At 46.7% G+C, this 19380-nt stretch carries 22 protein-coding genes; 16 read left to right on the forward strand and 6 right to left on the reverse strand.

Translation table 11 applies throughout. The annotated features are described in order from the left end of the window. Positions 1–107: 107 nt before the first annotated feature. The 4 genes from B5D42_RS00460 (at position 108) to B5D42_RS00475 (ending at position 5556) form a co-directional block, all read left to right on the forward strand. Positions 108–2495, forward strand: a complete 2388-nt coding sequence (locus tag B5D42_RS00460; protein ID WP_078829454.1) for a hypothetical protein — start codon at positions 108–110, stop codon at positions 2493–2495. 83 nt (positions 2496–2578) lie between these two features. Further along, a complete protein-coding gene (gene tatC / locus B5D42_RS00465) occupies positions 2579–3427 on the forward strand; it encodes a twin-arginine translocase subunit TatC (protein ID WP_078829455.1) in 849 nt (282 codons plus the stop codon). Positions 3428–3537: 110 nt separating this feature from the next. Further along, positions 3538–3993, forward strand: a complete 456-nt coding sequence (gene rpiB, locus B5D42_RS00470; protein ID WP_078829456.1) for a ribose 5-phosphate isomerase B — start codon at positions 3538–3540, stop codon at positions 3991–3993. Between the two features lie 21 nt (positions 3994–4014). Beyond that, positions 4015–5556 carry a M28 family peptidase gene (locus B5D42_RS00475; RefSeq protein WP_078829457.1) on the forward strand — a complete coding sequence of 514 codons (1542 nt, stop codon included), beginning with the start codon at positions 4015–4017 and terminating at the stop codon, positions 5554–5556. Between the two features lie 147 nt (positions 5557–5703). Here B5D42_RS00475 and B5D42_RS00480 read toward each other — a convergent pair whose 3' ends face one another. Together B5D42_RS00480 and B5D42_RS00485 are read right to left on the reverse strand one after the other, a co-directional pair. Further along, the gene (locus B5D42_RS00480) at positions 5704–6189 is read right to left on the reverse strand and encodes a hypothetical protein (protein WP_078829458.1); all 486 of its coding nucleotides are present in this window, start codon (positions 6187–6189) and stop codon (positions 5704–5706) included. Positions 6190–6300: 111 nt separating this feature from the next. Beyond that, positions 6301–7275: a deoxyhypusine synthase family protein gene (locus B5D42_RS00485; protein ID WP_078829459.1), complete on the reverse strand. Its 975-nt coding sequence runs from the start codon at positions 7273–7275 to the stop codon at positions 6301–6303. A gap of 98 nt (positions 7276–7373) precedes the next feature. Between B5D42_RS00485 and B5D42_RS00490 the strand changes: the two genes are divergently transcribed. From B5D42_RS00490 to paaD, 7 genes are all read left to right on the forward strand, one after another. After that, complete coding sequence (locus B5D42_RS00490; protein ID WP_078829460.1) at positions 7374–8564, forward strand: glycosyltransferase family 87 protein; 1191 nt, start codon at positions 7374–7376, stop codon at positions 8562–8564. Then, complete coding sequence (locus B5D42_RS00495; protein ID WP_078829461.1) at positions 8561–9487, forward strand: glycosyltransferase family 2 protein; 927 nt, start codon at positions 8561–8563, stop codon at positions 9485–9487. Before B5D42_RS00490 ends, B5D42_RS00495 begins: the two co-directional genes overlap by 4 nt. Further along, positions 9484–10263, forward strand: coding sequence for a polysaccharide deacetylase family protein (locus B5D42_RS00500; RefSeq protein ID WP_078829462.1), 780 nt, complete (start codon positions 9484–9486; stop codon positions 10261–10263). Before B5D42_RS00495 ends, B5D42_RS00500 begins: the two co-directional genes overlap by 4 nt. Positions 10264–10582: 319 nt before the next feature. Beyond that, on the forward strand, positions 10583–11527 hold the full coding sequence (paaA, locus tag B5D42_RS00505) for a 1,2-phenylacetyl-CoA epoxidase subunit PaaA (RefSeq protein ID WP_078829463.1): 945 nt from the start codon (positions 10583–10585) through the stop codon (positions 11525–11527). A 23-nt stretch (positions 11528–11550) separates the two neighbouring features. Beyond that, complete coding sequence (gene paaB / locus B5D42_RS00510; RefSeq protein ID WP_139366928.1) at positions 11551–11910, forward strand: 1,2-phenylacetyl-CoA epoxidase subunit PaaB; 360 nt, start codon at positions 11551–11553, stop codon at positions 11908–11910. A gap of 35 nt (positions 11911–11945) precedes the next feature. Continuing rightward, on the forward strand, positions 11946–12698 hold the full coding sequence (paaC, locus tag B5D42_RS00515; protein ID WP_078829465.1) for a 1,2-phenylacetyl-CoA epoxidase subunit PaaC: 753 nt from the start codon (positions 11946–11948) through the stop codon (positions 12696–12698). 16 nt (positions 12699–12714) lie between these two features. After that, on the forward strand, positions 12715–13230 hold the full coding sequence (paaD, locus tag B5D42_RS00520) for a 1,2-phenylacetyl-CoA epoxidase subunit PaaD (RefSeq protein WP_078829466.1): 516 nt from the start codon (positions 12715–12717) through the stop codon (positions 13228–13230). On the opposite strand, the gene B5D42_RS00525 is transcribed toward paaD, so the two are convergent. Continuing rightward, entirely contained in the window at positions 13227–13889 is a 663-nt protein-coding gene (locus B5D42_RS00525; protein ID WP_078829467.1) for a hypothetical protein, read from the reverse strand. The two genes, paaD and B5D42_RS00525, sit on opposite strands and share 4 nt — an antisense overlap. Before the next feature lie 90 nt (positions 13890–13979). Between B5D42_RS00525 and B5D42_RS00530 the strand changes: the two genes are divergently transcribed. Beyond that, on the forward strand, positions 13980–14756 hold the full coding sequence (locus B5D42_RS00530) for an enoyl-CoA hydratase-related protein (protein ID WP_078829468.1): 777 nt from the start codon (positions 13980–13982) through the stop codon (positions 14754–14756). Positions 14757–14758: 2 nt separating this feature from the next. After that, complete coding sequence (gene paaI / locus B5D42_RS00535) at positions 14759–15196, forward strand: hydroxyphenylacetyl-CoA thioesterase PaaI (protein ID WP_078829469.1); 438 nt, start codon at positions 14759–14761, stop codon at positions 15194–15196. Between the two features lie 207 nt (positions 15197–15403). Here the strand turns inward: paaI and B5D42_RS00540 are convergent, their stop codons facing one another. Then, entirely contained in the window at positions 15404–15931 is a 528-nt protein-coding gene (locus tag B5D42_RS00540) for a GNAT family N-acetyltransferase (protein ID WP_078829470.1), read from the reverse strand. A gap of 25 nt (positions 15932–15956) precedes the next feature. Between B5D42_RS00540 and B5D42_RS00545 the strand changes: the two genes are divergently transcribed. From B5D42_RS00545 to B5D42_RS00555, 3 genes are all read left to right on the forward strand, one after another. Further along, positions 15957–16562, forward strand: coding sequence for an acyltransferase (locus B5D42_RS00545; RefSeq protein WP_078829471.1), 606 nt, complete (start codon positions 15957–15959; stop codon positions 16560–16562). A gap of 98 nt (positions 16563–16660) precedes the next feature. Beyond that, complete coding sequence (gene obgE, locus B5D42_RS00550; RefSeq protein WP_078829472.1) at positions 16661–17665, forward strand: GTPase ObgE; 1005 nt, start codon at positions 16661–16663, stop codon at positions 17663–17665. 306 nt (positions 17666–17971) lie between these two features. Next, complete coding sequence (locus tag B5D42_RS00555; RefSeq protein WP_139366929.1) at positions 17972–18400, forward strand: hypothetical protein; 429 nt, start codon at positions 17972–17974, stop codon at positions 18398–18400. 99 nt (positions 18401–18499) lie between these two features. On the opposite strand, the gene B5D42_RS00560 is transcribed toward B5D42_RS00555, so the two are convergent. Next, a complete protein-coding gene (locus B5D42_RS00560; RefSeq protein ID WP_078829474.1) occupies positions 18500–18757 on the reverse strand; it encodes a Txe/YoeB family addiction module toxin in 258 nt (85 codons plus the stop codon). Positions 18758–18770: 13 nt separating this feature from the next. Further along, the gene (locus B5D42_RS00565) at positions 18771–19025 is read right to left on the reverse strand and encodes a type II toxin-antitoxin system Phd/YefM family antitoxin (RefSeq protein ID WP_078829475.1); all 255 of its coding nucleotides are present in this window, start codon (positions 19023–19025) and stop codon (positions 18771–18773) included. Positions 19026–19380: the final 355 nt, after the last annotated feature.

The following is a 19380-nucleotide window of genomic DNA, read 5'->3' on the forward strand; positions in this document are numbered from 1 at the left end:
ACCGATCGGCAAATGACGGATTGCTTCGCCGATCATCCTTAACTTTAGAAGCTTATAATCAGGGCAGCCGGTTTAATGCTGATGCCTGAACCCCAAGATTAAATCTTATGTTCCATCGTAAAAGTTTCGCTTTTGCAGCAGTTCTGTTGTTGATATATGGTAGCCTTGCTGCACAGAAAAAGGATGCTGTTATCAATGAATATGCTGTCAATTATCCGAATGAGCGCATTTATGTGCATTTCGATAATTCGTTGTACACAACCGGCGATACGGTATGGTATAAAGTCTATGCCATGGCAGGATTTACGCCAACTTCTTTCAGCAAAAACGTTTACATGGATTGGAGTGATCTGAGCGGAAAAGTACTGGCGCACCAGCTTCTTCCGCTGGAAAACGGAACTGCCGCCGCACAGTTTGTGATTCCCGGAACCTTTACCGGCAATACTCTTTTTGCAACGGCTTACACCAGATGGATGCTGAACGCTGATTCTGCTTTTTTATTCAGAAGACAATTTCCTGTAGTAACCGGAACGCCACCAAAACCTGAAGAACGCCAGACCATCAGAACTTCGCTTAACTTTTTCCCTGAAGGCGGTTATGGCGTAAGCGGACTCAGCAGCAGGCTTGCGTTCAAAGCAACGGATCAGTGGGGTAATCCTGCAGAAGTGCGGGGTGTTATCAAAGATGAACAGGGAAAGATAACAGACAGTTTTACAACCATACATGATGGCATGGGCCAGTTTGAAATAACAGCGCAGCCCGGGACAAAATATACCGCGGAATGGAGTGCCGCCGATGGCAGAATACAGCGGACAGCACTGCCCATATTCAGGCAGAATGGCATCTTATTGAAAGTTGACAACGCACCCGGAAGTAAAAAGATCCGCATCACTGTGCCGCAGGGGCAGCAGCAGGCATATAATGGTCATCATTTGCTGGTAACCATGCAGCAGCAGGTGGTTTATATGGCTACACTGCAGTTTAAGAACGGCAGCACGTTTATAGAAACAAATATTCCTGCAGGCGAATTTCCTTCCGGTATTATGGTGGTTTCATTGCTTACTGCCAACTGGCAGCCCGTAGCGGAAAGGATCACTTTTATGTATGACGATAGTTCTGTACTGCATCCCGGACTGAAAAGTATCCGCAAACAAACGGATGCGCGCGGACTGAATGAACTCGAACTTTTATACAACGATACATTTCCTGCAAGCATATCGGTATCTGTTACCGATGCAGCAACCGCAGACAGCACGGCAACGGATAATAATATCGTCAGCAGCCTGTTATTGTCGGAAGAGCTGAAAGGAAGGATTTACAATCCCGACTATTATTTTTCAGATACCACGGCTGAAGTAAGAAAGAACATGGACCTGGTAATGCTCACGAATGGCTGGCGCAATTATAACTGGCAAAAGATCGTGCAGGGCATTAAACCTGTATTTGAATATGCACCCGATACCACCTATATGGTATTTTCCGGGCAGATCAGGAATGTTCCGCCGGGCGTAATGCGTAATGGTAACGGGCTTGTAAGTTTTACATTCAAAGACGCAAAGCCGGTAGAAAGGAAAGACCTGCTCTTTAAAAAAGATGGTTTTTTCACAGACAGCACCCTGATCCTTTTCGACACGGCAAGAATCACGTACCGCTTTCCCACAGATAAAAGCGGGATGGCAACTTCGGATATCCTGTTTTTCCGCGACAGGTTACCAGCGCCTTTAACCATGGCTCCATGGCAGCAGCATACACCGGGTAAGAAGATCTTACCCCGTATTGAAATGCAGCAGAACGACAACTTCAGGAAAGACCTGACGCTTTTACCCAATGTAATAGTGAAAAGCAGGCCGCAACCGCAGTTGTCGCCAGCAGAACAGCTGGAAGAGAAATATGCGAGTGATATCGCGAAAAGCGCAAATGGTTATAAATATGATGTTGAAGCTGATCCCGGTATTTTCGGATATACCAATATCCTCGAATATCTCCCGGGCCGCGTTCCGGGGCTGACATATGCAAACGGCGAGCTTTATTTCATGCGTTACACCAAGATCAGCGGGCAGCCGGACCCGCCTGCTTATTTCGTGAATGATATACTGACGGATAAAGACGGCATCAAAGTCATCAACCCCAGGCAGATCGCATTTATGAAAGTGATACCAGGCTATTATGTGGCTGCACCCAACGGCGGAACCGGCAGTATTCTGATCTATACCAAAAAAGACTATGAAAATACCTCTGTGAAACGCGCAGAACTGGTAGTGGAAGGGTACACTGTTACCCGGGAATTTTACCAGCCCGACTACAGCAAGGGCTCTGATCCGGCGCCGGACAACAGGCGTACTTTATACTGGAACCCCAACCTGGCCCGGGATGCGGCATCGAAAGCCTGTAAGATAGCTTTTTACAATAACGACCATTCACGCAGGCTGAAAGTGATCATTGAGGGCGTAAATACAGACGGAAAACTGATCCGGGTAGAAAAAATGATACAATAACACAGGTTTGAACACTTAAAAATGGCAGGCCGTTTATTTTTGCATCCCGTAACTTTGGCAACTTATAACAGTCCAATCATACAATGGCATTATTAAACAGAAGCAGGGGTGGAAAGGCAGAGATGAGCTTTATAGATCATCTCGAAGAATTACGGATGCACATTATCCGTTCGGTACTGGCCATACTGATCATGGCGATCGTGGTCTTTATCTACAGGGACTGGGTATTCGATGTTGTGATCAAGGGACCGATCCGGCCCAATTTCATCAGTTATGAAATGTTATGCCGTTTCAGCCACTGGGCGCATATGGGCGATGCAATGTGTATGCCGCCTGTGAAAGTGCAGTTCCAGAGTCCTTCTTTCGGCGGCCAGTTCATCGGGAGTATCTCCATGTCGTTCATCCTCGGTATTATCCTGGCGTTTCCCTACATTTTCTGGGAATTCTGGCGCTTTGTAAAACCTGCACTGAAAGAAAAAGAGCTCAGGAATACGCGTTTCATCATTTTCTGGGTATCGTTTTTCTTCTTTATCGGTGCGGCTTTCGGGTATTTCCTGCTGGGGCCTTTTACTTTCAATTTCCTGGCCGGGTTCCAGCTGGGTACGGAGGGAACCATTATGACCCTGCCAACACTGGGCGATTACCTGGATAATCTGACTAATATCATTCTTGGCTGCGGACTGGCATTTGAGCTGCCGGTGCTCGCTTTTGCGCTAACCAAAATAGGATTGATCACTCCGGGTTTTCTGCGCAAGACGCGTAAATATGCAGTGGTGATCATATTGCTGGTAGCGGCATTCATTACGCCAAGTCCCGACTGGATGAGCCAGATGATCGTATTCATCCCCTTATGGTCGCTCTATGAACTGAGTATCATCATTTCGGCAAGGGTATACAAGGAAGAGCAGGAGAGAGAAGAGGAATGGAGTTGATGAACAGCTGCGGAAACCGCTAATTCCGCGTCAGGCAGGCTCTATCCGTTTATACATTTTTTTGAACAGGCAAAAGTCAAACAATTAACTTCACTTCACAAAACAGTAACATGAGCTTTGTTTTTGACCAGGCGAAACCCATAGCGATCGGATGCGATCATGCGGGACTGGAGTATAAGGATGCATTGGTAAAATGGCTGACCGGCAAAGGTTTCCAGGTAAAAGATTTCGGCACGTATTCGGCGGACTCTGTCGATTACCCGGATTTTACCCACCCCACTGCATCGAGCGTGGAGAAAGGCGAGGCAGCTTTCGGCATCCTGCTCTGCGGAAGCGCCAACGGAGTGGCCATTACAGCCAATAAACACCAGGGCATCAGGGCCGGCCTGAGCTGGCAGAACGATGTGGCAGAACTGATCCGTAAGCATAACGATGCCAATATGATCTGCATCCCCGCCCGTTTTGTAGCCTATGCGCTGGCAGAACAGATGGTGGAAATATTCATGAATACGCCGTTTGAAGGCGGAAGACACGCTACACGTGTTGGAAAAATTGCTTGTACCTAAATCCTAACTATAAGAACAATTATGAGAAAACTTGCACTATTATGCCTGCCCCTCTTAAGCACGGTGGCAATGGCGCAGGACAACTCTGCAAAATATGCGGAGCTGATCACTGCCAAGGGAATGAAAGATAAGCTGTCCATTATTGCCAGCGCAGAAATGGAAGGCCGCGAGACTGCAACTCCGGGACAGAAAAAAGCAGCTGCCTATATCGAGGAGCAATTCAAAAAAATGGGCCTGAAACCAGGTAACGGTAACAGCTACCAGCAGGTATATCCTGTTTACCGCGACCAGCTCACCGACAAAAAACTGTCTGTGAATGGTAAAGCTTATGAGTGGGATAAAGATTATGCATTCTCGCTGCAGGGTATTGCAAGCGGAGATCTGTCTTACGCCAACCTGGTATTTGCCGGATATGGTGTGGTAGATTCTGCGAACAATGTAAATGACCTGGCAGGTCTGGATGTGAAAGGTAAAATAGTAATGGTGCTTGATGGCAGTGCTACTGCAGCACCTGCACCGGCGCCGGGTGGTGGCCGCGGCCGTGGATTCTCTCCGGCTTCAGCTGCTGCAAAAGCTGCTGCTGCACGCAGGGCCGGCGCTGCCGGTCTGATCGTGGTATCTGCAGATTTCCCGCGCAGGATGCCTACACCGGTAAGAGGCAACATGTATATGAAAACCCCTGCCGTAACTCCTTTCACTACTGTAACCGTTTCAGCTGAAGTAGCTTCTGCATTACTGGGCAGAACCGCAAAACTGTCTATGGACGAACTGAAACAGGTAAACAAAGGCAACTACGTGGCGGAACTGAAAATCTCTGCAGTAAAAACCAAAGAAAACCTGGAAAGCAGCAACGTAATTGCTGTGCTGCCTGGTACAGATAAAAAAGACGAATACGTATTCCTGACCGCACACTACGATCACCTGGGCAAACAAGGCGATGTGATCTATTATGGCGCTGATGATGATGGTTCTGGAACAACTGCAGTACTGCAAATGGCAGAAGCATTTACCACAGCTGCTAAAAAAGGCAACAAACCACGCCGCAGCATCGTTTTCATGACAGTAAGCGGCGAGGAGAAAGGACTGTGGGGTTCTGAGTACTATTCAGAAAACCCGACTTTCCCGCTGGAAAAAACAACAGTAGACCTGAATACCGACATGGTTGGCCGTGTAGACACAGAGCGTAAACTGGCTGATACCCTCAACTATGTATATGTGATCGGTCATGATAAACTGAGCAGTGACCTGCCGGTGATCAATGAAGGTGTGAACAACAAATACACCAAACTCACACTGGACTACAAATTCGACGATCCTAAAGATGTGAACAGGATCTACTACCGTAGCGATCATTACAACTTTGCCCGCAAAGGAGTGCCTATCCTGTTCTTCTACGATGGTATGCTCCAGGCAGATTACCACAGACCAACTGATACGGTTGACAAAATCAATTTCGAACTGATGGAAAAACGTGTACGCATGATCTTCCACACAGGTTGGGAAATTGCCAACAGGGATGAAATGCTGAAAAGGGATATTCCTTTGACCATGCCAGCCCGTTAATCGCAACTGATTTAATATGCAGATCCCCCGGTTATAGCCGGGGGATTTTTTTGCTCGATAGATGAAAACTTCTATGTCCAATAATAAAGCCCGGCATCTCATGCCGGGCTTATAGTAATATCCCTGTAACGGAACAATTGAATTTTCTTACCCTTTCTTCAATAAAAGAATAATATTTCCCGTAGGCTGCTCCAGTACAAGACGAAGATTGCTGTTCACAAAATCAGCTTTAATGGTTTCTTTTACTTTGTCGCCCTCGGCTTCTACAGTAGTGATGGTAGAGTTCGCTTCATCTACCGTATATGTAGCTTTTGTAGCACCCGTACCCGGAACACCGGAATTCAGTTCGGCGGTACCATCGGCATTGAATTTAAAAGCCATCTTTTTGAAAACGCCTACCTGTTGTTTCATCATGCCCAATACCATGCTTTCCTGCTCAGGTTTAACCTGGCTTTTGATCGCTTCGCCTAAACTGAGGGAGTCCTTGTCCACATCATATTTAAAAGCAGGCGATGCATCTACAGCTGTGATAACCCAGTTGGATACGATATTGGTTTTTGTAACTTTTGTTTGTGCATTTACTGTCACCAGTGTAAAAGCCAATGCTAACAGCAGCAGACATTTTTGTTTCATGAAATTGGTTTGAGTTTGGGAATCTGATTCGCAGGACTATTTAAAGATAAGAAAAACTGCGCCAGGTAATCAAATACCGGCGCAGTTTCGGAAAGAGTTGTCAATATGTTATTACCAGCCCAGCAGGTAAGCGAAGATCAGCGGCGCAACAATCGTGGCGTCGCTTTCAACGATGTATTTGGGAGTGTTGATGTCCAGCTTGCCCCAGGTGATCTTTTCATTCGGAACGGCGCCTGAATAAGAACCGTAGGAAGTGGTTGAGTCACTGATCTGGCAGAAATAGCTCCAGAACGGCACATCATGCCATTCCAGGTCCTGGTACATCATCGGCACCACGCAGATCGGGAAATCACCGGCAATACCGCCGCCGATCTGGAAGAATCCGACACCTTTACCTGCGCTGTTGTTACGGTACCATTCGGTTAACCATACCATGTATTCGATACCGCTTTTTACCGTGCTTGCCTTCAGTTCGTTCTTGATCACATAGCTGGCAAAAATGTTACCGGTAGTGCTGTCTTCCCAGCCCGGAACCACGATCGGCAGGTTCTTTTCAGCGGCAGCTACGATCCAGCTGTTCTTCGGGTCGATCTCATAGTATTGTTCCAGCTCACCGCTCAGTACGGTTTTATACAGAAATTCATGCGGGAAATACCTTTCACCTGCGGCTTCAGCGTCTTTCCACTGTTTTACCAGGTGTTTCTGTAACCGGCGGAATGCTTCTTCCTCCGGGATACAGGTATCGGTTACCCTGTTATAATGATTTTCGAGGAGATCCCATTCGTCCTGGGGAGTCAGATCACGATAGTTGGGAACACGTTTATAATGACTGTGGGCCACCAGGTTCATCACATCTTCTTCCAGGTTGGCGCCGGTACAGCTGATGATGGCGATTTTATCCTGACGGATCATTTCAGCCAGGCTGATGCCCAGTTCTGCCGTACTCATGGCGCCGGCAAGGCTTACCAGCATTTTACCACCTTCGAGCAAATGGGTCTCATAGCCTTTTGCAGCGTCTACCAGTGCCGCCGCATTGAAATGGCGGTAATGATGTTCTATGAATTGCGAAACGGGTCCTTTATTCATTGTTTCTTGTTTTAAGGCGCAAAAGTAATTTTTTTGCCCGGTTTTACGTTGTTACGCTTTTTCAAGTCGTATTTTCGTTCATAGTGTAACCCCTACGCATGAAACTTTTATTTGCCAACATCAGGATCGGTAACCGGAACATTCCTTTCCCTGTACTGCTCTGGTTCCTGCTTGCTATTTTTGCCGCTGTTGCAGAGATCAGCCGTGGTGCCGGCGATATCAATAACTTCCTCATATTCAGGAATGTTTTCTGGCATACGTTCAACCGGGAGAATCTTTACCTTCCTTATCCGGAATTATATTTCGATACCAATCACTACGGCCCGGTTTTCAGTGTTCTCATCGCCCCGTTTGCACTGATGCCCATTGCCATCGGCTGCTTTCTCTGGTGCATGCTCAACGCGTGGATCCTGTACTATGCCATTTCAAAACTACCCCTTACCAGGCAGCAGCAACTCGGGATCCTCCTGATCACGGCCGTGGAAATGATGACTTCCATTCACAATGTTCAGTTCAATCCCATGCTGGCGGGCTGGATCATCCTATCCTATGTACTCACACAGAAAAAACAATACCTCTGGGCCACGTTTTTCATCGCCGCAGGCATGTATGTGAAGCTCTATGGCATTATCGGCCTTGCCTTTTTCTGGTTCTGCGATAACAAACCCAGATTTGTACTGTACTTTATCGGCTGGGTTATTGTTCTTTTCTGTCTCCCCATGCTGATCTCGTCTCCTGAATTCATTATCCAGAGTTATAAGGACTGGTACCAGTCGCTTGTAGAAAAGAATGCTTCCAATGTAGACCTCACGGCAGGAAGCGGTATGCAGGATATTTCGCTGGCAGGTATGATCCGGCGTATTTTCGGACTCAAACACATGCCCGGGCTCCCCATACTGATTCCCGCGGCTATACTCTACCTGTTGCCATTCTTACGCATTTCCCAGTTCAGGGAAATAGGTTTCAGGCTTTCTTACCTGGCGCTCGCGCTCATAGGCGTAGTCATTTTCAGCTCTTCGGCCGAATCGCCTACCTATGTGATTGCGGTTGCCGGAGCCGCTATCTGGTATGTAATACAGGATGATCTGACATTCAAGCCCTGGGTATTCATTCTCATACTTTTATTCATCCTTACCATATTTTCACCCACCGACATTGTACCCCGCTATATCAGGGAACATTTCGTTGTAAAATACTCGCTGAAAGCATTGCCTTGTTTCATCGTATGGTGTGTGCTGATTGTTCAGTTGTTAAAAAAGGATTTCAGGATCCGGACTAAAGCCCTATGAAAAGAAAGGTAGCCATTGTAATACCGGTATGCAACGAACAGGATAATATACCTGTGATACTGCCTGCATTACGGCAGGTGATGGATCAGACAGGCTATCCGTATTCCGTTACTTTTATAGATGATGGAAGCTCCGATAACACGCTGGAAGTACTGAAAACGGAAGCCGCGAAATACAACAATGTATTTTATATAGGCCTGTCGCGCAATTTCGGCCACCAGAACGCGCTGAAAGCCGGGATAGATCTTGCGGAAGGCGATTGTACCATTATGATGGATGGCGACATGCAGCACCCGCCCGATCTCCTGCCGGAATTACTGAAACGCTGGGAAGAAGGTTATGATATCGTTTACACCATCCGCCGCGATCATGAAGAACTGCCACTGATGAAACGTAAAACATCCAATATGTTCTACGACCTTATCAACAACCTGTCTGATATTGAACTGGAACAGGGTACTGCAGATTTCAGGCTGATGGATGGCAGGGTGATAGAAGTGTTCCGTGCATTCAAGGAAACAGATCTGTTCCTGCGCGGTCTCGTAAAATGGATGGGCTTCCGCCAGATCGGTATCGAATATGATCCGGCAATGCGCACACAGGGCAAGTCGAAATACACCATGAAGAAAATGATCCGTTTTGCTTTGCAGGGGATTACATCATTCAGCACAAGGCCGTTGTATATAGCAGCATACCTTGGTTTCGTATTTTCACTGCTTTCCCTCCTGTACATACCTTATATCATTTACAGTTATTATTTCGGACATACGATCTCCGGCTGGGCATCGATTGTGGCTACGATCGTGTTCTTTGGTGGCCTGCAGCTGATGATCCTCGGCATCATTGGTATGTACCTGGGTAAACTATTCATACAGGGCAAGCAAAGGCCCCATTATATTATCCGGGAAACAAACATGTCATGAAGGAAAGAGCGATACTGCTGAGCTTCGATGTGGAAGAATTTGATATGCCGCTCGAATACCGGTTCGATATTCCGCCGGCAGAACAGATGCGGGTGGGGAAACTGGGCCTTGATGCGATAAGGACTGTGCTGGAAAAACATACAGTACCCGCCACGCTGTTCACTACCGCCAATTTTGCCATGCAGTATCCGGATGATATGCGGCAACTGGCCCAGGCACATGAGATCGCCTCACATACTTTTTATCATTCCGATTTCAAAGATGAACATCTGCTGCAATCAAGGCAGAAGCTCGAAGAGATCACCGGCGTTCCGGTTACCGGCCTCCGTATGCCCCGTATGCGGCCCGTAGCTATGGAAGAAGTAAAGAAGGCGGGTTACAGGTATGATTCGTCGATCAACCCGACCTGGTTACCCGGGCGCTATAATAATTTCCATTTGCCAAGAACGGTTTATTATGAAGAGGGTATGATGCGCATCCCGGCTTCGGTATCACCCGGTATCCGTTTCCCCCTGTTCTGGCTCAGCTTTAAGAACCTCCCTTATGCGGTGTTTAAAATGCTGACCCTGCAAACCCTGAGAAAAGATGGCTATGTATGCCTGTATTTTCATCCCTGGGAATTTACTGATATTGCTGCTTATGGTTTGCCCGCCTATACAAGACGACTGGCAGGAGAACCTTTGCTGAACAGGCTGGACAGGCTGATCACGGATCTGAAAAAAGAAGGCAATTTCATTACAACAGCGTCTTTTGCAGCAAAAAGAGCCCCGTTGTAAAACGGGGCTCCGGAACTTATTGTGTTTCTCTTCGCTGGCATTATCCAGATCAGATATTTGGCGTTTAATCTCAGGTATGAAACCACCGCCGTTCACAAATGTTCTTGAATAATATACTACCAAACTCATGCCGCATCAGACACAGGCTGAAACAGCGCCCTGCGGTGGAAATGCTTACACGATCCTGGTTCTGCATGAGGATTATCCTATACAAACTGCTGAAAAAATAACACAGGTGTGGAAAGAGCGGACTGTTAAAAACACTAACATTTGTTAGTATGGCTATTCTTTTCGTATTTTTGGAAACCAAGTAACGGATATGGAAAAGGATTTTGAAAAAATATTCCAGGATAAGATAGACCGTGAGGTCCGGATTGAGCCGCGCGACTGGATGCCGGAGAAATACCGCCAGACGCTGATCCGCCAGATCAGTCAGCATGCGCATAGCGAGATTGTGGGTATGTTGCCTGAAGGTAACTGGATCACGCGCGCACCAAATCTTCGCCGTAAAGCCATCCTGCTGGCTAAAGTGCAGGATGAAGCCGGGCATGGCCTCTATCTTTATTCTGCTGCGGAAACCCTGGGTATCAGTCGTGATGAAATGTATCACCAGCTGCATACCGGTAAAGCAAAATATTCGTCCATATTCAATTACCCTACTTTAAGCTGGGCAGATATGGGGGCAATCGGCTGGCTGGTGGATGGCGCCGCTATTATGAACCAGGTGCCGCTCTGCCGTACCAGTTTTGGTCCATATGCAAGGGCAATGGTACGTGTGTGTAAAGAAGAGAGTTTTCACCAGCGCCAGGGTTTCGAGATCCTGCTTACGTTGAGCCGGGGCAATGAAGCACAGAAGAAAATGGCGCAGGATTCAATAGACCGCTGGTGGTGGCCGAGCATCATGATGTTTGGTCCGAAAGACGATGAAAGCCCGAACACACAGCTCAGCATGAAATGGAAGATCAAGAGGTTCACGAATGATGAACTGCGCCAGAAATTTGTTGATGTGTGTGCAGAGCAGATCAAGATCCTCGGCCTTACTATTCCCGATCCCGAACTGAAATGGAACGAAGAGCGCGGCCACTATGATTTTGGCCCGATCAACTGGGATGAATTCTGGCAGGTGGTACAAGGTAATGGCCCCTGCAACAAAGAAAGACTGGAAGCCCGCAGGAAAGCGTGGGATGACGGCGCCTGGGTAAGGGAAGCTGCATCTGCATATGCGGCAAAAAGAAAAAATGATACAACGGAAGCCGCGGCCTGAGCGGTTCTTTAATAATGCAAACTATGCTAAGGAAATTTTATTACGGAGATTACGGCGAATCAAAGAACGGCGCAGCTGATATCAGCACTTCCGGCGAACAGAAAAAGGAATGGCCTTTATGGGAAGTATTCATCAGGAGCCGCCAGGGACTGGATCATAAGCATGCAGGCAGCCTGCATGCAGCAGATGCACGTATGGCCGTTGAAAATGCAAGGGATGTTTATACCCGCCGTATGGAAGGTGTAAGCATCTGGGTAGTGGAAAGCAAGTACATTCATGCAAGCAATCCGGACGAAGCCGCTGAATTCTATGATCCGGCAAATGATAAAGCATATCGTCATCCTACCTTCTACGATCTGCCCGACGAATTAAAACATATGTAGTATCCGGCCCGCCAGCCAAACAAATCATTGCAGGAATGCTTTCTCCCAAAATAAAATACCTGTTATACCTCGCAGATAACGCGCTCATCCTGGGCCACAGGAACAGTGAGTGGTGCGGGCATGGACCGATACTGGAACAGGATATCGCTGTGACCAATATTTCACTGGATCTCGTAGGACAGGCACGTAATTTTTACCAGTATGCGGCATCCGAAATCGGTAATAATACCACAGAAGACAGCCTCGCCTATCTGCGTGATGTACGCGAATTTAAAAACTGCCTGATCACAGAACTGCCTAACGGCGACTGGGGCCAGACCATACTACGTCAGTTCTTTTTCAGTACCTATCAATACTTCCTTTATACAGCGCTGAAAGACTGTAATGATGAACAGCTCGCTGCAATCGCAGAAAAATCGCTGAAAGAAGTTACCTATCATGTACGCTGGAGCAGCGAATGGGTGATCAGGTTGGGCGATGGCACAGCAGAAAGCCACCAGCGCATGCTAACTGCCCTTGACAATCTCTGGAATTATACCGGAGAAATGCTGATTCCTTCAGCGTATGAAAAAGAAATAAATGAAGCTCTTGCTATAAAAGGAGCAGACAGCCTTGCAGAAAAATGGAACCGGAAAATAAAGGAAGTACTTGAAGAAGCGACACTCCCGGTTCCGCAGTCGGCCTGGTCGCAGCAGGGCGGAAAAGAAGGAATGCATACCGAACATTTAGGATATATCCTCGCCGAGATGCAATTTCTGCAGAGAGCTTATCCCGGTGTGGAATGGTAATAGTTTATCTTTAGAGATGCAGGTTGCAGAAAACGATATTGTCAGAAAAGTCCGTGCATTGCTCGAAACAGTATGTGATCCGGAAATCCCCGTACTTACTATAACAGATCTGGGGATTGTAAGAGCTGTACATGTAACGGACGATAAAGAATCTCCCGATATAGAAATTGTGATCACGCCAACCTACAGCGGCTGCCCGGCCATGGATGTGATCAGTATGCAGATCCGCATGGTACTGCTGGAAGCAGGTTTCAAAAATATCAAAATAACACAGGTGCTTTCTCCGGCCTGGACCACCGACTGGATGTCTGAAGCCGGAAGGCAGAAACTGAAAGCCTATGGAATTGCACCGCCCGCTTCCACGCAATCGGTCTGCACACCCGATGCATTCCAGGCAGAAGAAGCCGTGCAATGTCCGCAGTGCAACTCCTACAATACAAAACTGATCTCAAGGTTCGGAAGCACTGCCTGCAAATCGTTATACCAGTGCAACGATTGCAAAGAACCTTTCGATTATTTCAAGTGCCATTAACGGTAGCTGAATAATGCAGCAAACTTAACGGCATTGTCTGTAGCTATAGTAGTAAGGTCATCACGATTGGTGCCGAAAGAAGGCTGTTTTGCAAAATAAATATTGTCTGCCTCCTGTCTGGAATGCGGTATCGAAATGCTGATGCTGCGTTTTACCTGTTCCAGCTGATCGCAGATGAGCCAGTCGGTAGCGAATATCGCATTATAGGAAATGTCTTTTACCTTACGTCCGTCAGGATATTGTTTATCGCTGATATCCGCCCGTTCAAAGCCGCCCATGCAATCGGTAAGAATGATCAGGACAGAACTGTTATAACGCTCCTTTAAAGATTGTATCGCATGATTGTTTCCCTTGTGCAACTGCTTTTTCAAGTCGCTGTCGGCAAGTGAATCGATCAATACTGTCCTGAACAATGTGGCCTGCAGCTGTTTGCGAACGAGTCTTACATAATCGTTTTTGGTGTTGCCGATAACACGCATTCCTTTTTTCTTGCGCCAGCCCGTCATTTCAACATCGGCTGCATCTACCAGTATCACCGGTGAAGTAGACTGAACAAGCAGTACAGGTTGCGGCGGCTCCTGTTTTTTAAAACCGACAGATACCACACCGCAAGAGCTGAAGAACAGGATGCAGCATAAAAACGTAATGATTTTTATCATAAGCCAGGCGTTTATAAATTGTATTTTTGTGAAGATAACGGTTGCCGCTGCCGGCAGCCTGTATAAATAGACGAACGCAAAAAATACGGTATGAGCGCAATTTTGTTCACTATACAGGATGGCATTGCCACCATTACATTAAACCGACCCGATAAACTTAACTCTTTCAACCGCGAAATGGCGTTGCTGCTACAGGCTAAACTGGATGAAGCGGCATCACTGCATGAAGTACGATGCGTATACCTGACCGGGGCCGGAAAAGGTTTTTGCGCCGGGCAGGACCTGGCAGAAGTAGTAGACCCGGAAGGCCCGGGTATGCAGCGCATCCTGAGCGAACATTATAATCCCATCATCACCAGGCTGCGTAATATGCCGAAGCCGGTAGTGGCTGCGGTAAACGGTGTGGCAGCAGGTGCAGGTGCTAATATAGCACTGGCCTGCGATGTGGTAGTAGCAACTGGCTCGGCATCTTTTATCCAGGCATTTTCAAAGATCGGGCTGATACCGGACAGTGGCGGAACATACAGTCTGCCAAGATTGATCGGCTGGCAGAAAGCAAGTGCCCTGATGATGCTTGGGGATAAGATCCCCGCAGCGGAAGCAGAACGGCTGGGAATGATCTATAAATGTTTTGAAGACGCAGCGTTTGAAGGTGAAGCCTGGCAGATCGCCAATACGCTTGCAGTCATGCCCACAAAAGCACTGGCTTATATCAAACATGCACTCAATGCAGCTTCGGTAAATACACTTGAACAGCAACTGTTGCTGGAAGATGAATACCAGCAGAAAGCAGCCGTAACAGCAGATTTCAAAGAAGGCGTGGATGCATTCCTCGAAAAAAGAAAACCGCGTTTTAAAGGAGAATAAGCATGACAGACAAAGACAGCCAGGCCGTAATCTCAGTTGATTATATGATGAAGACAGACCTGTTCAGCCAGTGGCTGGGCATTTCTGTACTGGAAGTAAAAGCCGGCTACAGTAAAATACAGATGACCTTACGCCGCGAAATGATGAATGCCTTCGGGATCGCACATGGCGGAGTTACATTCGCATTTGCCGACAGCGCATTTGCGTTTGCCTGCAACAGCGACGGAAAAGTAACGGTGGCACTGGATGTATCGATCTCATTTCCCAAAGCCGGGAAAGAAGGTGATGTGCTCTTTGCAACGGCACGCCGTGTTAATACAACAAGGCGTACGGGATTATACCTGGTAGAAGTGACCAACGCAGACAATGAAATGGTGGCACTTTTCAAAGGCACCTGCTATAAAACAGAGAAAGACCTTATCGACCCCGCAAAGATGTGAGCATAAAAAAGGGCCGTATGAAAATACAGCCCTGCTCTTCTCGATTGCTTGTGATAACCTGTCATTATCGCGGTCATGGACGGATTTGAACCGCCGGTACAATGTTGCCCCACGGCACATGACCATTTTCTATGTGCATTAAATATAACTACCTATATCCGGCACAATATTAATACCCTTTTATTAATCTACAAAATTAGTAGACTATTATTTGATAAAATAAATGAACCGGTTGAGTGTTTCTGTAATGGATCGAAATGCATCTTCATTACAACCGGAAGGAAACCGCATCAACAGCATGGATAATGGCGATTCTCCAGTTCTGTAAGGTGGCTGAAAATAAGTGAAGGGTAATTGTATGAAGCCCAGCTTTTCATAGAAAGCAATACGTCTTGTGCTGTCATTATCCGCTGCCGGTTCGGTTTCAAGTACAATGCAGGGATATTTTGCCTGTAACATTTGTATAATAGTGCCACCGATTTTTTTTCCGCGCAGCCGGGGCTGAATAGCAAAATGTTCGATAAAATAAAACTCCGGCAACTGCCAGCCGATGAGAAAGCCGGCAAACAGGCCATCCGTTCTGAGTTCGAGGATCTCCATGGGTCCTCCGTTCTGCAGCAGGGCTGATACCTGACTCCATTCACGTCTTTCCGCTTTCGGGAAACTATATTCATAAAGCGCGTGGATCTGTGCCAGTTCAGCAGTGCAACCAATGGTAACAGGAATCATATCCATGCGATAAAAATATCTAATTTTAAGTATGATCTACGCTTTCAGAAACCATATACCCGTAATTGACGAAACAGCTTTTATTCACCCGCAGGCAGCCGTTACCGGCAATGTGATCATTGGAAAAGACGTGTATGTGGGGCCGGGAGCAGCCATTCGCGGCGACTGGGGCCGGATCATCATTGAAGATGGGTGTAATGTACAGGAAAATTGTACCATTCACATGTTCCCGGGTGTAACCGTGCTGCTGGAAGCAGGTGCGCATATCGGCCATGGTGCAATTATACACGGTGCGCGGATCGGCCGTAATTGCCTGGTTGGTATGAACAGCGTGATCATGGATAATGTTGTACTGGGCGAAGAATGTATTGTAGGTGCACTGAGCATGGTCAGGGCAGAGGTGCAGTTTGCACGCCGGAGCCTGATCGTGGGCAACCCCGCAAAAATGATCCGGGAAGTAAGCGATGAAATGATCGCATGGAAAACGGAAGGCACAAAATTATACCAGCAGCTGCCGGCTGATATGCGTGCCGGCTGGAAAACCTGTGAACCTTTGCGCAGCATCACCGATATCCGGGATGTGAATGAAGACGATGCACAAAATTATACTACCTGGAACCAGTCATCCGGCAGGTAAAGGCTGAAAACTGCAATAACTGCTGATACATTACCTTTGCGTTTTATCTGAACAAATGCCGTAGCGTTAAAAGACGCCACGGTTCAACTTACAGGAACGTGTCTGACAAGAATAACTTTATCGATTATATCCGCATTTTTGCCCGCAGCGGACATGGAGGGGCCGGCGCTAAACATTTTATGCGCAACAAGCTTACTGCCAAAGGCGGACCGGATGGAGGCGATGGAGGTCGCGGGGGACATATCATCCTGCGCGGCAATGCCCAGTTGTGGACACTGCTGCACCTGCGTTATTTTAAAAATGTTCTGGCAGAAAATGGTGAAGGCGGGAGCAAGAATAATTCAACCGGAAGGGATGGTAAGGATATCATTATAGAAGTACCGTTGGGGACAGTGGCCCGCAATGAAGAAACGGGCGAAGTGGAAGCCGAGATCCTCGAAGACGGCCAGCAGATCGTCTGGATGCGCGGCGGCCGCGGCGGTCTGGGTAACAGCAACTTTGCCACACCCACCAACCAGGTACCCGAACACGCACAACCCGGCGAACCCGGCGTGGAAGGCTGGAAGAACCTGGAGCTGAAAGTATTGGCAGACGTGGGCCTGGTAGGTTTTCCCAATGCAGGTAAATCTACACTGTTGTCCGTGATCACCGCAGCTAAACCCAAGATCGCAAACTATGCATTTACCACGCTGATACCGCAGCTGGGTATGGTAGAATACCGCGAAGGCCGCTCTTTCTGTATTGCCGATCTGCCGGGTATTATTGAAGGCGCAGCAGAAGGTAAAGGCCTGGGGCATCGTTTCCTGCGTCATATCGAACGTAATTCCATCCTGCTTTTCCTGATCCCTGCCGACAGTGCAGACCATGCAAAAGAATTTGAAATATTAAGGAGTGAACTGGAACAGTATAACCCTGAAATGCTGCAGAAAGACTTCATTATTGCGGTGAGCAAAAGCGACATGCTCGATGAAGAACTGAAAGAAGCCATCAGTAAGGAACTGCCTAAGGGAATCCCGAGCGTTTTCATCTCTTCCGTTACCAATTATGGTCTTACCACACTGAAAGATATGCTTTGGGATGCGCTGAATAAATCTATCGACTGAGTTTAATTACTGATAATCAATTCAAATATAAAATTATATTAATTTATTTATAATAAATTAATATATATGTATTCTTTTTTGGGTTACCTTTGTGCCGTTACAGTATTAAGAGTAACAACAGGCTGCCGGATCCGGCAAATGTTCTTGATCATTTACATTCTCCTGTTTCTGCGTTTGCTACGCCGATCTACGAAAAAATCTTGTTTGCATTTACGAATTATTGCTGCGCTTGCCGCTGACCATGAGGTTACGGATGCTTTTTGCCCTACGAGCTATTATTTATTAAAGAAAAAAATGAAAACAATTATGAAAACGCAATCAGTACGTGCAGTTGTAAGAATGATTATCCTTGGTGTGATCCTGTCTGTAGCAGTGACATTCGGTGCAAATGCCGCTACACCTGGTAATGACAGTGTGGATTCTGTCTCTTCCAAACAATTGAATATCCGTTATGCCGGTGTTGATGCAGATCAACTGCTGTCGTTCAACGTGAAATACAATAACCCCACCGGTCAGAAATTCAGCATTACCGTTTATGATGGTAACAACGAGATCCTGTACCGTGAAAGCTATTCCGATAAAGTGTTCAAAAAAGAATTCAGACTTGCCAAGAACGATATCAGCAAGCTCACATTCCTGGTGCAGGCTGGCAAACAGATCAGCAAGGAGGAGTTTGATGTAAACATCAGCACCCGCGAGATCATAGATGTAGTAGCCAGCAGGAACGAGAAATAGGTTTTACGATTTGAGTGAATATTTTATCCGGCTTAACAGGGCTGGTAAGGTAAGGACTGCAGTAATGCGGTCCTTATTTTTTGTATTGAGAGGTCTGCACTATTTATTATAATGGTATCTGCACTGAAATATATGAAGCCAGCCCTCTTTTACGGCATAAACCAGCCGGTGTTCATCGTTTATACGTCGACTCCTGTATCCCGAAAGACCCTTAAGCGCTTCAGGTTTGCCAATACCTTTGAACAGTGACCGGCATCTATCTTTAATCAGTTCGTTTATACGGTCCCGGATTTTTTTGTCCTGCTCCTGCCAATACAAGTAATCTTCCCAAGCCATAGATTGGAAAACTAATTCCATTTTATAGATTTAATTAATCTTCCAACAATTGACGAAGGTTACCGCCATTCTGGTTCATTTCATCAATGGCAGCTTCCAGCCGTGAACGATTCGCATGCGATGCAGTCAGGTGAAGGGTTTCCTGAATAGCATTGCATTCTTCCAGGTCCATGACTACCACTGTTTTACCTTTAGTTCTGGAAACCACCACTATTTCGCGGTCATTGTTTACCGCATTCAGGTTGTGAGCTAAGTTTTGCCTTAAATCACTATAATTAACGACTTTCATAAATTCTTATTTAAGGACAAAAAAAGTACTTTTTTTAATGAACGATTACTTCCCAAGTTTTGGAAATATTGGTGATGCAAATTTATGTTCTCAGAGTCCGTTTAAACCGGAGTATGAGAATATAAATTGCCTGCTGAAAAACAGATATACTTAATCGTTCGCAGACATGAAAAATAAACTTAAACCTGCTAATAGGATTTTTGAAAAAAACGAGAACATTACAGATCAATCAGGCTTACAGAACATATATAGAGTTGAAGCAGTAAATTCTTATTACTTATTCGATCATAGGCAACTCCTGAGGAGAAAACTGTTGGATGAGTCCAGACTGTCAAAAAAAGAAGCAATGGAAATT

This window comes from Sediminibacterium ginsengisoli (genome assembly GCF_900167075.1).
Classification (GTDB): Bacteria; Bacteroidota; Bacteroidia; order Chitinophagales; family Chitinophagaceae; genus Sediminibacterium; species Sediminibacterium ginsengisoli.

What these genes read in the sequence shown, in the direction of transcription:
- paaD (WP_078829466.1), top strand. Translation starts at nt 12,715, where the DNA reads ATGCAGGTTGCAGAAAACGATATTGTCAGAAAAGTCCGTGCATTGCTC.
- B5D42_RS00490 (WP_078829460.1), top strand. Translation starts at nt 7,374, where the DNA reads ATGAAACTTTTATTTGCCAACATCAGGATCGGTAACCGGAACATTCCT.
- B5D42_RS00545 (WP_078829471.1), top strand. Translation starts at nt 15,957, where the DNA reads ATGATCTACGCTTTCAGAAACCATATACCCGTAATTGACGAAACAGCT.
- B5D42_RS00495 (WP_078829461.1), top strand. Translation starts at nt 8,561, where the DNA reads ATGAAAAGAAAGGTAGCCATTGTAATACCGGTATGCAACGAACAGGAT.
- B5D42_RS00475 (WP_078829457.1), top strand. Translation starts at nt 4,015, where the DNA reads ATGAGAAAACTTGCACTATTATGCCTGCCCCTCTTAAGCACGGTGGCA.
- B5D42_RS00480 (WP_078829458.1), bottom strand. Translation starts at nt 6,189, where the DNA reads ATGAAACAAAAATGTCTGCTGCTGTTAGCATTGGCTTTTACACTGGTG.
- paaB (WP_139366928.1), top strand. Translation starts at nt 11,551, where the DNA reads ATGCTAAGGAAATTTTATTACGGAGATTACGGCGAATCAAAGAACGGC.
- paaC (WP_078829465.1), top strand. Translation starts at nt 11,946, where the DNA reads ATGCTTTCTCCCAAAATAAAATACCTGTTATACCTCGCAGATAACGCG.
- paaI (WP_078829469.1), top strand. Translation starts at nt 14,759, where the DNA reads ATGACAGACAAAGACAGCCAGGCCGTAATCTCAGTTGATTATATGATG.
- rpiB (WP_078829456.1), top strand. Translation starts at nt 3,538, where the DNA reads ATGAGCTTTGTTTTTGACCAGGCGAAACCCATAGCGATCGGATGCGAT.
- B5D42_RS00565 (WP_078829475.1), bottom strand. Translation starts at nt 19,025, where the DNA reads ATGAAAGTCGTTAATTATAGTGATTTAAGGCAAAACTTAGCTCACAAC.
- B5D42_RS00560 (WP_078829474.1), bottom strand. Translation starts at nt 18,757, where the DNA reads ATGGAATTAGTTTTCCAATCTATGGCTTGGGAAGATTACTTGTATTGG.
- B5D42_RS00540 (WP_078829470.1), bottom strand. Translation starts at nt 15,931, where the DNA reads ATGGATATGATTCCTGTTACCATTGGTTGCACTGCTGAACTGGCACAG.
- B5D42_RS00555 (WP_139366929.1), top strand. Translation starts at nt 17,972, where the DNA reads ATGAAAACGCAATCAGTACGTGCAGTTGTAAGAATGATTATCCTTGGT.
- B5D42_RS00530 (WP_078829468.1), top strand. Translation starts at nt 13,980, where the DNA reads ATGAGCGCAATTTTGTTCACTATACAGGATGGCATTGCCACCATTACA.
- B5D42_RS00460 (WP_078829454.1), top strand. Translation starts at nt 108, where the DNA reads ATGTTCCATCGTAAAAGTTTCGCTTTTGCAGCAGTTCTGTTGTTGATA.
- paaA (WP_078829463.1), top strand. Translation starts at nt 10,583, where the DNA reads ATGGAAAAGGATTTTGAAAAAATATTCCAGGATAAGATAGACCGTGAG.
- B5D42_RS00485 (WP_078829459.1), bottom strand. Translation starts at nt 7,275, where the DNA reads ATGAATAAAGGACCCGTTTCGCAATTCATAGAACATCATTACCGCCAT.
- tatC (WP_078829455.1), top strand. Translation starts at nt 2,579, where the DNA reads ATGGCATTATTAAACAGAAGCAGGGGTGGAAAGGCAGAGATGAGCTTT.
- B5D42_RS00525 (WP_078829467.1), bottom strand. Translation starts at nt 13,889, where the DNA reads ATGATAAAAATCATTACGTTTTTATGCTGCATCCTGTTCTTCAGCTCT.
- B5D42_RS00500 (WP_078829462.1), top strand. Translation starts at nt 9,484, where the DNA reads ATGAAGGAAAGAGCGATACTGCTGAGCTTCGATGTGGAAGAATTTGAT.